Genomic DNA, 13,222 nt, shown 5'->3' with positions numbered 1-13,222 from the left:
GTTGGGGTCAGGTTAGCAGAAACCCCTGTCCTTGAATCAGGACAGGGGAAGGGATGGTTTTTGATTGGTTGCGTTGAGGCTAGCGGTCGAGGGAGAACTGGGCGCGGCGGTTTTGCTGCCAGCAGCTCTCGTTCTCTTCAGTGCAGAACTGCTTCTCTTTGCCGTAGCTGATGACGCGAAGACGGCTAGCCGGTACACCAGCGGAGACCAGAGCGGTGCGAGCGGCGTTGGCGCGGTTCTCGCCGAGGGCAAGGTTGTACTCTGCTGAGCCGCGGTCGTCGCAGTAACCCCCGATGACGACCCTGATGGCGGGGTGAGCGGTGAGGTACGCTGCTGCTTTGGATGCAGCTGACGTTGCGTCGGGACGAAGATCGAAGCTGTCGTAGTCGAAGAAGACGTCCTGAACGTTCTGGTGGAAGGCGGCTTCGGTGCCCATGTCCGTGTCTGCCGGAGGAGGCGCAGTGGGGGCAGCAGGTACGCGGACGGTTACGCGCACGCTGGCTTCGGTGGTGCCGCCGTCACCTTTGGCAGTGAGATGAAAGTTGGTGGAGGTGGACGGAGCGACGGTCTGGGTGCCGTTGGTGCTCACGTCGCCGATGCCGTCGAGGGTGACAGAGGCTGCGTTCTGTGTGCGCCAGTTGAGGACGACGGATTGGCCGACATCGATGGAGAGCGGATCTGCGGTGATGGTGGCAGTGGGGGCGGCCGCTGGAGGAGCAGGCGCCGGGCCGAGCGCATTCGGGTCAATGCCGCTGGCCTTCTTGTGGCAGCCGGTGACGGCGCCGATGGAAATGAGGGTTACTGCAATCACCAAGGTCTTGCGAATTCCTATTTGCATCGCGTTCATTTGATATCTCCTGCCAACGTTAGTGGATCAAAGATCAAGTTGCCTGCGAAGCGCTTCCGCAGAGACGATAAGAATGTTTACTTCCAGCTCCAGTTGGGCATGTCTGCGCCAGCGCCGGTGAGTTCATGTTTTTGCGTGCCGTCGGCCAGCATGGTCATGATCTTCATGTGGGTGGCTTTGCCATCGGGTGAGTTGGCGTAGACGATGTGACGCCCGTCTGGAGACCAGGAGGGGAAGTCGCAACGACCGCCGTCGTGGGTGAGTTGAATCCAGCGTTTAGTGGCGATCTCCATGACGTAGATATCCTGTCCACCGGGAGCGCCTGGGCCGTACTTGCGATCCCAGGCGAAGGTGAGGAACTGTCCGTTGGGAGACCATGAGGGGGACGTTGCGTATCCACCGTCGGTCATGCGCTGGATATTGGAGCCGTCAACGTCCATGACGTAGAGTTGGGGCAGATTGGTGCGTCCGCTGATCCAGGCGATCTGCGAGCCGGTGCGGGGGTTGAAGACGGGTGAGACGTCGGGGCCGCGGAAGCTGGTGACGCGGCGGGAGGTGCCTCCGTTGGTGTCGGAGATCCAGATCTCAGGGTCGCCGCTGCGGGAGGAGGAGTAGGCGATGTCCTTGCCGTTGGGCGACCATGCCGGCGAGAGATTGGTCCCGCCGGTTGCGGAGAAGTTCACCATGCGGTTGAGGACGAGAGAGAACATGCGGATTTGAAAGCCATCGCGGCCTAGTGAGGAGAAGGCCAGGCGGGAGTTGTCGGGCGAGATGCGAGGAGATAGGGAGACCGTGCCGAGGTGTGTGAGAGGGTGCTGGTTGGCTCCGTCGTAGTCCATCTGCCAGATCTCTTTGTCGGCGCCTGTGAGCTTGACGTAGTAGATCTTGGATTCTGCGATACCCTGACTTCCTCCGCTGAGACGGAAGATGATCTCGTCGGCGAAGCGATGGGCGATCTGGCGGGCTGAGTCGTCGGTGGCGTCCTCGTTGTACTGCTTGGCGAGGACCTGTGGGTACTGGAGATTCTTTGCGTCGAAGAGGAAGCCGTTGCAGGTGATTCTGTTGCCCTGAACGCTGAAGTTGCCGAAGGCCACCATGGCCGCGGACGTCGGTGCATCGGCCCACTGCTGAATCCTGATCTCGGCGGGTGCGCCTGGAGTGGATTCCGGGAGGAGACTCTTCGAGACGATGTCGAAGATGCCAGCGTTCGCCAGGTCCGCGTAGAGGGTCGCGTCGAAGGTGTGTTTGAAGGCGGAGGTTTGCGGATCTGCGGAGGCGGGTTTGAAGTCGGCGACTGCGATGCGGATGTTGGAGACTCCGCTGGAGGTTTCAGTCTTGAAGCCTTCCTGCGCTTGTAGGGCGAAGGCGCATGCAAGAAGAAAGAGCAGAGCTACTATATTGTGCCAATAAGAGTGCCGACTGACTGGCGTTCGTTTCGGTCTATGCATTATGTCTTATGTTAGACGCAAAGTTGTCTTGATGGGGTGCTTGGCGCAGGTTGCTCAGCGGAATCAAGGGAAGCACTCCAACAGGCGCAACTTTTTTCACTGGGGATGAAGGTGGAAGGTGTATTCGACGGTGATGTGATCGCCTTGCGGCAGAGGACCGAAGCCGTCGACTCGCTGCACGGCGCGCATGGCGGAGAGGTCTAGCGAGGGTGAGCCGCTGGGGGATTCGACGCGGGGGTTGGAGGGAACTCCTTCGCGATTGATATCGAAGATGATGGTGGTGCTTTTCCCAATGGAGGTACGCGGATCAGCCTCGGCGGTGTACCAGTTTTGCGCGACCTTGCTGTTGACGATGTTGACGTAGTAGGCGAAGCGCTGGCCGAAGGTACGGTCTTCGACGGAGACACTTGCGGTCCCGTTTTTTACCTCCAGCGTCGATTGCGCGATGCGGACGCCTGCGGTTTCGCCTGTGACTGCTTTGGTTGGCGGAGGGGTGACGGGCTGGATGTGTTTTGGTGGCGCTGGCGTGGGCTTTTCAGCTTCTTTGATTGGTTTGGTGATCTTTTCAGGGATCACTACTTCGTTGGGTGTAGGCGGCGGTTCGGTTCTTTCCTTGGTGATGACGGGCGCGGGGCTTGGCGCTTCCGATGTGAGGACGCCGGTGTCGAGGGTGCGTTGTGTGGGTGGAAGCGGGAGCGAGGAGACCATGGTGGCCTGAATGGCTCCTGCGTTGGAGGCGTTCTCGCCCCAGTCGTGGCCTCGTGTGTGGAAGAGAAAGGCCCAGCCCAGGATGGCCGCAGCGATGAGGCCGTGCAGCACGATGGAGCCGACGAAGTTCGCGCCGAGCTTATCGGGATTGCCATCGCTGTCGCGACCGATTGTGAGAGACGTATTTATGTCACCCTCCTCACTTCTGGATTGGTTGGGTGACGATGCTGATGTTGGTGATGCCGGCCTGCTTGACCGCATCCATAACCGAAGCGAATGCGCCGAAGGGCACGCGCTCGTCGGCTCGCAGGTAGATGATGCGCTTGGAGGGCTCGGCTTTGCCGGTGGATCTCAGCAGCGTGGGGAGCTGGTTGACGTTGACGGGCTTGTCCTGGAGGAAGACGTTCTGCTCGCGGTCAATGGTGACGACCATGCGTTCTTCGGTGAGCTGGTTGACGGAGCGCGTCTTGGGGATGGCAACCTCGACACCGGACTGGAGAACCGGGGCGGTGAGCATGAAGATAAGCAGAAGGACAAGAACGACGTCGACCAGCGGAGTGATGTTGATCTCGGCGAGCGCGGTCTGGGTGCGTCCCTTTGCAGAGAAGGCCATGGCTAGAAGGTTCTCCTGCGAACTTCTTCGGCTTGCGGCTGCGGCGAGCTGGGAGGACTGATCATGGCTGCGTTTTCGATGGCGTTGAGTAGCTCGCGTCCGAAGTCGTCCATCCGCGCGCCGAACTCGCGGAGACGGGCGGTGAGTTGGTTGTAGCCGACGACGGCGGGAATGGCGACGACGAGGCCGGCGGCGGTGGTGATGAGGGCCTCCGAGATGCCGGGGGCGACGGCGCGGAGGGTCGCGGCGCCAGCGGTGCCGAGGCCGTGGAAGGCGTCGATGATGCCCATGACGGTGCCGAAGAGGCCGATGAAGGGAGCGATGGCGGCGATGGTGGCAAGCCAGGTCATGCGGCTTTCCATCGCGGTGAGGGCTTCGCTTGAGGCAGTTTGAGCGGCGCGTTCGAGGGCGACTGGATTGCGGGGGAGGCCGCGTCCGCCGTTCTGACGCTGATACTCGTCGTGGATCTCCGTGAAGACGGCGACGAGTGGGCTGGGCCTGAACTGGTCGGCTACGGCGGCGATTTCGCTGAGGCGAGTCGATTTGCGAAAGGCCCGGACAAAGCGCTGGCTTTGAGTGTGGGCTCTGCTGAAGCTCGACCACTTGGAGAACATGATGGCCCAGGAGAAGATGCTGGCGAGAAGCAGGATGACCAGGACGGCAAAGGCAACGGGGCCGCTGTTATGGATCATCTCTACCAGGGCGCTGGTGTTGGAGGCCGCGGGGGGCGCGGCGGCAGAGGGGTCTTCCTGAAAAAAGTAGAGAGCTAAGGAAAGGGTCCAGACCATAGTTGTTGTGTACCAGAACTTAGTGTAAATCGTGGTTGGGGCAATGTGGCTGGCAATCGGGGCGGGGCATCTGCTGTGGTGCGAGTGTGTGCCCTGTTTTCTGGCGGAAATGGTGGGTGGGAGCGAGGTTTGCTATTCTCGCGATACGTGTTTGCCTGAGGGCCTTATGCTGCTGGAGTTGCGCGCGGAAAACTATGCTGTGATCGACCGTGCGGTCGCTACGTTCGGGCTTGGTCTTAACCTGCTGACTGGCGAGACGGGCGCAGGGAAGTCGATCTTGATCGACGCCCTGGCGCTGCTGCTGGGAGGAAAGGCATCGGCTGATTTCGTTCGCCATGGGGAAGAGAAGGCGGTGGTTAGCTGCGTCTTCGAGCTGACGCAGGGGGCGGCTGCGATTCTGGAGGCGAATGGGATCGACAGTGAGTCGGATCATCTTTTGCTGCGACGGGAGATCCTGGTGAATGGCAAGGGGCGGGTGTTTGTTAATAATCAGCCGGCGACGGTAGGCGTGTTGCGACAGCTTGCGCCCGAGCTTGCGCTGGTCCACTCGCAAGGGGAGACGATGGGCTCGTTTGACCAGGCGCAGCAGCGGATTCTGCTGGATCGCTTTGGTGGAGTGAATATCGATAGTGTGGCGGAGGCGTTTGCTGCGTGGCGTGCGACTACGGACAAACTGGACGAGCTGCAGTCTGCCGAGCAGGACCGTTTGCGGATGGCGGATCTGTGGCGCTTTCAGAGCAAGGAGATCGACCAGGCCGGGTTGACTGCGGAAGATGAAGACACGCAGCTTGAGGCAGAGAAACGCGTGTTGGGAAATGCGGAGAAGCTTTATACGGCTGCCATGAGCGCGCATGAGCTGCTTTATGAATCGGAGAGCTCTGCGGAGGGCGCGCTGGGTGCGGCGTTGAAGCATGTGGAGGAGCTGGCTCGGTACGATGCACGGTTTCAGGAGCCTGCGCAACAGTTAGCGGCTGCGAAGGCGATCGTTGAAGATGTAGATGCCGAGGTGCGGGATTTTGCTGACAATGTTCACGCTGCGCCGGGGCGCTTGGAAGAGATTGAAGATCGGCTGGCTGCGCTCGATCGCTTGAAGCGGAAGTATGGGCAGAGTTTGAAAGAGGTCATCGACTTTGGTGCCGAGGCGGCGCGGCAACTGGCTGAGGTTGAGAATCGCGATGCGCTGCTGATTGAACTGAAGGCGAAGCAGGAGCAGGACGCGGAGGCTTACAAAGTTGTCGCGACGAAGCTCACCGCTGGACGTGCGGAGGCTGCGAAGCGGCTGGAGAAGCTGGCCGAGGCGCAGATCAATGACCTGGCAATGAGCACTCGGTTTCATGTTCGGGTTACGGCGGAGAAGTCTTCGGAGAACTGGACCGCGCATGGATGGGATCAGGTGGAGTGTCTGATTGCGACCAACGCCGGAGAGCCGATGAAGCCGTTGCATGAGATCGCTTCGGGTGGTGAGATGTCGCGGGTGATGCTGGCGTTGAAGGTGACGGTGGAGGAAGCAGCGTCGGGAGGGGCGGGGAGGAAGAAGAAGTCGGCTCTTCCGCGGACGCTGGTTTTTGATGAGATCGATATTGGCATCGGCGGACGAGCGGCGGAGGCGGTTGGGCGGAAGCTGAAGACCTTGTCCAAAGGCCAGCAGGTGCTGTGTATTACCCATCTGCCGCAGATTGCGGCGTTTGGGGATCAGCACTTCCTGATTGAAAAGACGGAGAAGCGCGGCCGCACGCAGACCGAGGTTCGTCGGATGGAGAATTCGGAGCGAACCCACGAGATTGCACGCATGTTGAGTGGGGCGAAGCTGACGGAGACCAGTCTCAAACACGCAGAACACCTGTTGGAAAGCAGTCGATGATGGTTTGCCGCACATCTTGTGAGAGCGTATACGCATCCGAGTGAGGAGATGCTATCCAGGAGGATGAGATGTCGGACGATTCCAAGAAGTGCGCTATGAAAGGTTGTCTATGCACCCCACCTGCAGGACAGAAGTACTGTTCTGCGTACTGTGAAACAGCAAAGGGTGAGACAAAGCTGCAGTGCGACTGCGGTCACCCGGCCTGTGCTGGCCAGAAGCTCTAAGTTTTGGACGCATAGGAGGACGCCAGGACGATGCCGGAGACCTTGAGAAGGTTCCATTATTTGTGCGACTTTCGTTGCTTTCTCGATTTAGAATGCTGCACCTAGAATGGTTCAATTCTGTGCTTATGTGGGATTGAACGCGGTATACTAGGGACGTGACTACAACCACCCTTGATCACGCCGTTGTAACCGATAGCGGCAACAAAACGAAAACTAAGCGGGTTCTCCTCCTCAAGCCTCGCGGCTTCTGTGCCGGCGTCGTGCGTGCGATCGATATCGTGCAGATTGCGCTGGAGACCTTTGGCGCTCCGATCTATGTTCGCAAAGAGATTGTTCATAACAGCTATGTTGTGACCGACCTGGCGAAGAAGGGCGCTATCTTCGTCAACGAACTTGATGAGGTTCCAGAGGGCGCTCGGGTGATTTACTCGGCTCATGGAGTTTCGCCGGCGGTTCGTGACCGGGCTAAGGAACGCGGCCTGAAGGTGGTGGATGCTACCTGCCCGCTGGTGACGAAGGTTCACGTTGAGGCGATTAAATTTGCGAAGCAGGGGTACTCGCTGGTGCTGATTGGTCACCGTGACCATGACGAGATAGAGGGTACACAGGGTGAGGCTCCGGATGTGACTCAGGTTGTCTCGACGGTGCAGGAGGTTGCGGACCTTGTTGTGCCAGATCCGAATCGCGTGGCTTATCTGACGCAAACGACCTTATCGCTCGATGAGGCCCGGGATATGATTCAGGCGCTCAAGAATAAGTTTCCGAACATCGTTGGGCCGCACTCGCAGGACATCTGCTATGCGACGGAGAACCGGCAGGTTGCGGTGAAGAATGTTGCTCACGGAGCGGACCTGGTTCTGGTTGTCGGGTCGACCAACAGCTCCAACTCCAATCGCCTGGTCGAGGTTTCAAAGAATCTGGATACGAATTCATACCTCATCGACACGGCGGATGCTATTCGTCCGGAGTGGCTTGATGGGGTTGACACGGTTGCTGTGACGGCTGGTGCTTCGGCTCCAGAGGTTCTGGTAAAGGACGTTGTCGAGTATCTGCAGACGATGGGGTATGGTTCGGTCGATGAAGTTGAAGTGATGCCGGAGAACGTTCGCTTTGGCTTGCCGCCGGAGATCGTTCAGGCGATTGCATCTGCTCCACCAGTAAACCGGTAACGAATTTCGTATCGGTAACTAGTTTTGTAGACAGAGAGTTTGTTTTTCATGGGGATATCTGCAAGTAATACGAAGGGCGCCGATCAGCTGGCCCAGCCACGCTTTGGCCGGATGGATGTTGGCCTGGAGCGCATTGCCGAAGGTGTGACGCGCGCCAAAAAGTGGCTGTTCGAACAGCAACATCCCGATGGTTACTGGTGCGGCGAACTCGAAGCAGACAGCATGCTGGAGTCTGACTACATCTTCATGCATACGCTGCTGGGAACCGGCGAACCGGGCCGGATGGAACGCGCGATCAATGAGATTCTTCGTCATCAGAATGACGACGGGGGCTGGGGACTGTTCCCAGGTGGGCCGTCGAACATCAGTTATGGGGTCAAGGCCTATCTTGCTTTGAAGCTGATGGGATGGTCGAAGGATCATCCGGTGCTGGTGAAGGCCCGTGAGTGGGTGCTAGCGCACGGCGGCGTCGTCGAGTGCAACACGTTTACGAAGATCTATCTGTGCGCGCTGGGGCAGTACGATTACGACGCAGTACCGGCAATTCCACCGGAGATTGTTCTTTTTCCAAACTGGTGCTACTTCAACATCTATGAGATCTCTTCGTGGTCGCGCGGCATTCTTGTTCCGCTGTCGATCATTTATGCGAAGAAGCCGTTCAAGAAACTGGCTCCGGAGCAGGGGATTGAGGAGCTTTTCGTGGGTGGGCGCGAGAATGCCAATCTGCATCTTCGCTGGGATAAGAAAAAGCCATTTGGCTGGCGCAACGTCTTCCTTGCTCTCGACCGGATTGCGCACCTGGCGGAACGGGTTCATATTCGTCCGTTGCGCAAGATTGCGCTGAAGCGGGCGGAAGAGTGGATGCTGGAGCGTTTCGAGAAGTCCGATGGATTGGGTGCGATCTATCCGGCCATGTTGAACTCGATCGTGGCTCTGCGGTGCCTGGGACGGTCGGTGGATGATCCTCAGTTGATTCGTGCGCTTGATGAGTTTGAGAAGCTTGGTATCGATTGTCCTGATGGAACGGACGACTATTCGACGCCTACATTTCGGATGCAGCCCTGCTTTCCGCCGGTGTGGGATACGGCGCAGGCGATGTACGCGCTTGGTGAGGCAGGAGTTCGGAGAGACGATCCGCGTATGTTGAAGGCTGCGGATTGGATCCTGTCGAAGGAAGTGCGTCAGAAGGGCGACTGGGCGGAGAAGGTCAAGAATGTTGAGCCGGGCGGCTGGTACTTCGAGTTCAACAATGAGTTTTATCCGGATGTGGATGATACTGGACAGGTTCTTCTTGCGCTCAACTGCGTGGAAAACCCGCGCGAGCGGTATCAGTACGACGCTTGCCAACGGGCGCTGAACTGGATATGGGCGATGCAGTGCAAGAACGGTGGCTGGGCGAGTTTTGATCGCGACAACACCAAGATGATCTTCCAGTACATCCCATTTGCGGACCATAATGCGATGCTCGATCCGCCGACGGTCGATATCACAGGGCGCATGTTGGAGATGCTGGCGCTGTATGGCGTGACAAGAAGTGATCCTCGTGTGGAGAAAGCTATTCAGTTCATCCTGAAGGAGCAAGAGCCGGACGGGAGCTGGTTCGGGCGCTGGGGCGTCAACTATCTCTACGGAACGTTCCTGGTGCTGCGCGGGCTTGAGGCGATGGGCTTCTGGAATCATGAGCCAGCCGTGCAACAGGCCGCCGAGTGGATTCGCATGGTGCAGAACGCGGACGGCGGATGGGGCGAGACCTGCGGCACCTACGACGATCCGAATCAGCGTGGCATTGGACCGAGTACGCCCTCGCAGACGGCGTGGGCTGTGCTTGGATTGCTGGCTGCGGGGGATACACGCTCTGATTCCGTGGCGAAAGGTATTCGCTGGCTGGTGGATCGTCAGCATGAAGATGGAAGCTGGGATGAGCTGGTTCCCGGACGCAATGGCGAGAGCTACTACACGGGTACCGGTTTCCCACGTGTGTTCTATCTCGGATACCACCTTTACAAACAGTACTTCCCGCTGCTGGCATTGACAACCTACGAACGTGCGATGAAGAGCGGTACGGCTCACTAACCCAGTAAGTCGCGTGACAAGAATTTATCTGGAAGTTATCTGGAGGAGACATCGATGGCAGTGCCAGTCTCGCAAGCCTGGACGGTTGCAACTTATGTTTTGAAGCAGAAGCTGATGGGCCGGAAGAAGTATCCGCTCGTGCTGATGCTGGAGCCGTTGTTTCGCTGCAACCTGGCGTGTGCCGGTTGCGGAAAGATTCAGTATCCCGCGCACATCCTAAAGTCGGAGCTTTCGCCCGAGGACTGCTTCAAGGCTGTGGAAGAGTGCGGAACGCCGATGGTTTCGATTCCCGGTGGGGAACCATTGCTGCATCCTCAGATGCCCGAGATCGTTGCCGGATTGGTAGCGCGCAAGAAGTACGTTTATATGTGCACCAATGCGCTGCTTTTGAAAGAGAAGCTGCACTTGTTCAAGCCGAGCAAGTATCTTTCTTTTTCAGTCCATGTGGATGGTCAGCGCGAGCATCATGACTTTTCGGTTTGCCGCGAAGGTGGATACGACATTGCGATGGAGGGCGTGCGGGCTGCGGTTGCGGCTGGTTTCCGTGTTACGACCAACACCACCTTATTCGATGGGGCAGATCCGAATAGTGTTCGTGCCCACTTCGACGAGATGATGGCAGCCGGCGTCGAAAGCATGATGGTATCGCCGGGATATACCTATGATAAGGCGCCGGATCAGAATCATTTTCTCGGCAAAGCGAAGTCCCGCAGAATGTTTCGCGCCATACTCTCCAATCGCAAAAAAGAGTGGCAGTTCAATACTCATCCCCTCTTTTCCGAATTTCTGATGGGGAAGCAGAACTTTGAATGTACGCCGTGGGGAATGCCGACTTTCAGTATCTTCGGCTGGCAAAAGCCATGCTACCTGCTGCAGGATGGCTACGCGGATACCTTTCAAGAGCTGCTGGACTCCACAAAGTGGGAGAACTACGGCGCGAAGAGCGGTAATCCCCAGTGTGCGAACTGCATGGTGCACTCCGGACACGAAGCTTCTGCGGTGGACTATAACTTCGGCTCTCTGAAAGGCTTTTTGACCACGGCCAAGAGATATATGTTTGCGTCTCTCTATCCTGATGAGGGCGCACAGAAGCTGCTCAACGAGTGGCGGCCGGAGCACACCAGTCCGCTGATTCAGATTCAAGCTCCAGTCGGGACAACGAAGACAGAACTGCAATCGATCTCAGGAGACTAGGTGTCATGGCTACGGAACAACAGGAACATCTAAAGATCGAACAGTTGCGGCATCAGAGTGCTGACGAACTCGAGCACATTGCGGGTCGCGACCGCGAACAACTTGAAGGCTGGATTCCGACGCTTGCGACCGATCAAGAGATCACCGAGGCGTTGGAGAAGGCCTTTGACTATCGCGGCGATATTACAGTCACCCGTAAAGATGGGTCTCAGGTGATTGGCTACCTTTTCGATCGACGGACAGGTTCCTCTCTCGCAGACTCGTTTGTCCGCATTATTCCAGTGAATGAGAAGACGAAGGTAAGTATCGCTTACTCGGACATTGCGGCGATTGCGTTCAGTGGCCGCGATACGGCGGCGGGCAAGACCTTCGAAGCTTGGGTGAAGAAGTACTGGGAGAAGAAGGCAGCCGGCGAACAGAACATCCAGATCGAGCCGGAGAAGCTGGACTAAGACCGCGGTCGGGCGTAGAGTTTGCCGGGTAGCAGGTTGGTGTTTTTCCAGGGTTATCTGCCAGTTTGGCTGGAAAGAGCGAGAGTGCGCGTATTTATTACGGGAGCGACGGGCTTCATTGGAGGCCATGTGGCCAGGTGTTATGCGGCAGAGGGCGCCAGCCTTCGGTTGCTGACTCGGCAGACCAGCCGGCTGGACTCCCTTGCTGGCATTGATGCCGAGATGGTGACAGGGGATCTTCGTGAGCCGGAGAAGCTGCGATCTGCTTTGCTGGGCTGCGATGCTCTGGTTCATGTTGCCGCGGATTATCGTCTGTGGGTGCGTGATCCGGACCAGATGTATGCAGCCAATGTGACTGGTACGCGGGAGTTGCTAAAGCTTGCTTGCGAGACTGGGGTGCAACGTGTGGTCTATACCTCGAGCGTGGCGACGATGGGGTTCAAGAAAGATGGGACGATCGTAGACGAGGGGTCTCCGGTCTCGTTGTCGGAGATGATTGGGCATTACAAGCGGTCTAAGTTTCTTGGAGAGCTCGAGGCCATCAAAGCGGCGAAGGCTGGCCAGCATGTGATGATCCTGAATCCTACAACGCCGATTGGTCCTGGCGATTCGAAGCCTACGCCGACGGGAAGGATCATCGTCGATTTCCTGAATCGAAATTTTCCTGCGTATGTGGATACCGGATTGAACTTGGTTGATGTGGCCGAGGTGGCGCGGATGCATGTCGTCGCGCTCGAGCGTGGAACTCCGGGAGAGCGATACATTCTTGGCGGGGAGAATCTTACGCTGAAGCAGATTCTGGATCGTATGTCGGCGATCACTGGACTGCCTTCTCCGACTGTGAAGGTGCCGCATGCAGTGGCGATGGCCTTTGCGTTCTTCGATGAAAACTTTACCGGCAAGTTGAGGGGCAAGGAGCCGCGTGCGACCGTAGAAGCCGTCCGGATGGGGCAGAAGATGATGTTTGCTTCTTCGGCCAAGGCGGAGCGGGAGCTGGGATTTCAGGTGTTGCCTGTTTATAGTGCGCTGCGAGCAGCGATCGAGTGGTTCGTTGCACATGGTTATGCGCCGCCACTGGATGGGCTGGTGGCATGAAGGGAAACATTGCGATTATTGCTGCTCTGGAAGGCGAGCTGAAACCGTTTGTGCATGGTTCGGGTCCGCGAAATTGGAAGCGAATAGAGTCGGGTAAAGGGTGTTCGGTGTGGGAGTACCGCCACGCGGATGGGTGTTGGATTGCCGCTTGTGCGGGCATGGGTGAAGTGAGGGCGGCTGTGGCCTTTGTTGAGGTTGAGAAGGTTGCTGCGGTTGACGCTGTTTGCTCGGTGGGATGGGCGGGTGCTCTGGATGGAGCTGTTGCGGCGGAGTCTGTTTCCGGTGTCTCTTTGGTCGTCGATACGAAGACGGGAGAACGATTTCGTCCGGCGGATTTTCAACCCGCATGGCCGGTACTGGCAACTACGACGCATGTAGCTGATGAACGTGAGAAGAAGCGGTTAGCTGCGAGTTACGGGGCGGGGCTTGTAGACATGGAAGCGGCGACGATTGCCCGGATCGCGTTGGGGAAGAGCATTCCGTTTTATTGCTTCAAGGCGGTGTCGGATGATGCGGATGCGCAGTTGCCAGACTTGAATCTGTTTGTTGCAGAGAATGGGCGGTTGAAGATGCTGCCGTTCCTCGCGCACGTTGCGGTGCGGCCGGGCTCGTGGTCGGGTTTGATGAAGTTGGGAAGACATAGTTCTGCCGCGGCTAAGAATTTGGCAGAGGCGCTCTATGGATGGTTGGATGAGAGCGGTTCGGTGCGCACATCGACGGGCGACTACACTGAGAAGCGGAGATAAATAA

At 57.9% G+C, this 13,222-nt stretch carries 12 protein-coding genes; 7 read left to right on the top strand and 5 right to left on the bottom strand.

Translation table 11 applies throughout. The features are described from left to right. Positions 1 to 79: 79 nt before the first annotated feature. From HDF12_RS12260 to HDF12_RS12240, 5 genes are all read right to left on the bottom strand, one after another. On the bottom strand, positions 80 to 838 hold the full coding sequence (locus HDF12_RS12260) for an OmpA family protein (RefSeq protein ID WP_179586797.1): 759 nt from the start codon (positions 836 to 838) through the stop codon (positions 80 to 82). A gap of 86 nt (positions 839 to 924) precedes the next feature. Further along, positions 925 to 2,295, bottom strand: coding sequence for a DPP IV N-terminal domain-containing protein (locus HDF12_RS12255; RefSeq protein WP_179583780.1), 1,371 nt, complete (start codon positions 2,293 to 2,295; stop codon positions 925 to 927). A gap of 96 nt (positions 2,296 to 2,391) precedes the next feature. Further along, complete coding sequence (locus HDF12_RS12250; protein ID WP_179583778.1) at positions 2,392 to 3,264, bottom strand: TonB family protein; 873 nt, start codon at positions 3,262 to 3,264, stop codon at positions 2,392 to 2,394. Continuing rightward, positions 3,203 to 3,616, bottom strand: a complete 414-nt coding sequence (locus tag HDF12_RS12245) for an ExbD/TolR family protein (RefSeq protein WP_179583776.1) — start codon at positions 3,614 to 3,616, stop codon at positions 3,203 to 3,205. The genes HDF12_RS12250 and HDF12_RS12245 overlap by 62 nt, the downstream gene beginning before the upstream one ends. A 2-nt stretch (positions 3,617 to 3,618) precedes the next feature. After that, the gene (locus HDF12_RS12240) at positions 3,619 to 4,404 is read right to left on the bottom strand and encodes a MotA/TolQ/ExbB proton channel family protein (protein ID WP_179583775.1); all 786 of its coding nucleotides are present in this window, start codon (positions 4,402 to 4,404) and stop codon (positions 3,619 to 3,621) included. A gap of 166 nt (positions 4,405 to 4,570) precedes the next feature. On the opposite strand from HDF12_RS12240, the gene recN reads away from it, so the two are divergent. From recN to HDF12_RS12205, 7 genes are all read left to right on the top strand, one after another. Further along, positions 4,571 to 6,265 (top strand): DNA repair protein RecN, encoded by a 1,695-nt coding sequence (gene recN, locus HDF12_RS12235; RefSeq protein WP_179586795.1) that lies wholly within the window; start codon positions 4,571 to 4,573, stop codon positions 6,263 to 6,265. 379 nt (positions 6,266 to 6,644) lie between these two features. After that, positions 6,645 to 7,658, top strand: a complete 1,014-nt coding sequence (locus HDF12_RS12230; RefSeq protein WP_179583774.1) for a 4-hydroxy-3-methylbut-2-enyl diphosphate reductase — start codon at positions 6,645 to 6,647, stop codon at positions 7,656 to 7,658. 48 nt (positions 7,659 to 7,706) lie between these two features. Next, positions 7,707 to 9,731 (top strand): squalene--hopene cyclase, encoded by a 2,025-nt coding sequence (gene shc, locus HDF12_RS12225; protein WP_179583773.1) that lies wholly within the window; start codon positions 7,707 to 7,709, stop codon positions 9,729 to 9,731. 54 nt (positions 9,732 to 9,785) lie between these two features. Continuing rightward, the gene (gene hpnH, locus HDF12_RS12220; RefSeq protein ID WP_179583768.1) at positions 9,786 to 10,925 is read left to right on the top strand and encodes an adenosyl-hopene transferase HpnH; all 1,140 of its coding nucleotides are present in this window, start codon (positions 9,786 to 9,788) and stop codon (positions 10,923 to 10,925) included. Between the two features lie 5 nt (positions 10,926 to 10,930). Further along, on the top strand, positions 10,931 to 11,377 hold the full coding sequence (locus HDF12_RS12215; RefSeq protein WP_179583764.1) for a hypothetical protein: 447 nt from the start codon (positions 10,931 to 10,933) through the stop codon (positions 11,375 to 11,377). 84 nt (positions 11,378 to 11,461) lie between these two features. Continuing rightward, positions 11,462 to 12,472, top strand: a complete 1,011-nt coding sequence (hpnA, locus tag HDF12_RS12210; protein ID WP_179583761.1) for a hopanoid-associated sugar epimerase — start codon at positions 11,462 to 11,464, stop codon at positions 12,470 to 12,472. Next, positions 12,469 to 13,218, top strand: a complete 750-nt coding sequence (locus tag HDF12_RS12205; RefSeq protein WP_179583758.1) for a phosphorylase family protein — start codon at positions 12,469 to 12,471, stop codon at positions 13,216 to 13,218. The genes hpnA and HDF12_RS12205 overlap by 4 nt, the downstream gene beginning before the upstream one ends. Positions 13,219 to 13,222 lie beyond the last annotated feature (4 nt).

This window comes from Tunturiibacter gelidiferens, assembly GCF_013410115.1.
Classification (GTDB): domain Bacteria; phylum Acidobacteriota; class Terriglobia; order Terriglobales; family Acidobacteriaceae; genus Edaphobacter; species Edaphobacter gelidiferens.
This window is presented reverse-complemented; position numbering and strand designations above follow the sequence as displayed.

What these genes read in the sequence shown, in the direction of transcription:
- HDF12_RS12260 (WP_179586797.1), bottom strand. Translation starts at nt 838, where the DNA reads ATGCAAATAGGAATTCGCAAGACCTTGGTGATTGCAGTAACCCTCATT.
- HDF12_RS12255 (WP_179583780.1), bottom strand. Translation starts at nt 2,295, where the DNA reads ATGCATAGACCGAAACGAACGCCAGTCAGTCGGCACTCTTATTGGCAC.
- HDF12_RS12250 (WP_179583778.1), bottom strand. Translation starts at nt 3,264, where the DNA reads ATGCGGTCAAGCAGGCCGGCATCACCAACATCAGCATCGTCACCCAAC.
- HDF12_RS12245 (WP_179583776.1), bottom strand. Translation starts at nt 3,616, where the DNA reads ATGGCCTTCTCTGCAAAGGGACGCACCCAGACCGCGCTCGCCGAGATC.
- HDF12_RS12240 (WP_179583775.1), bottom strand. Translation starts at nt 4,404, where the DNA reads ATGGTCTGGACCCTTTCCTTAGCTCTCTACTTTTTTCAGGAAGACCCC.
- recN (WP_179586795.1), top strand. Translation starts at nt 4,571, where the DNA reads ATGCTGCTGGAGTTGCGCGCGGAAAACTATGCTGTGATCGACCGTGCG.
- shc (WP_179583773.1), top strand. Translation starts at nt 7,707, where the DNA reads ATGGGGATATCTGCAAGTAATACGAAGGGCGCCGATCAGCTGGCCCAG.
- hpnH (WP_179583768.1), top strand. Translation starts at nt 9,786, where the DNA reads ATGGCAGTGCCAGTCTCGCAAGCCTGGACGGTTGCAACTTATGTTTTG.
- HDF12_RS12215 (WP_179583764.1), top strand. Translation starts at nt 10,931, where the DNA reads ATGGCTACGGAACAACAGGAACATCTAAAGATCGAACAGTTGCGGCAT.
- HDF12_RS12205 (WP_179583758.1), top strand. Translation starts at nt 12,469, where the DNA reads ATGAAGGGAAACATTGCGATTATTGCTGCTCTGGAAGGCGAGCTGAAA.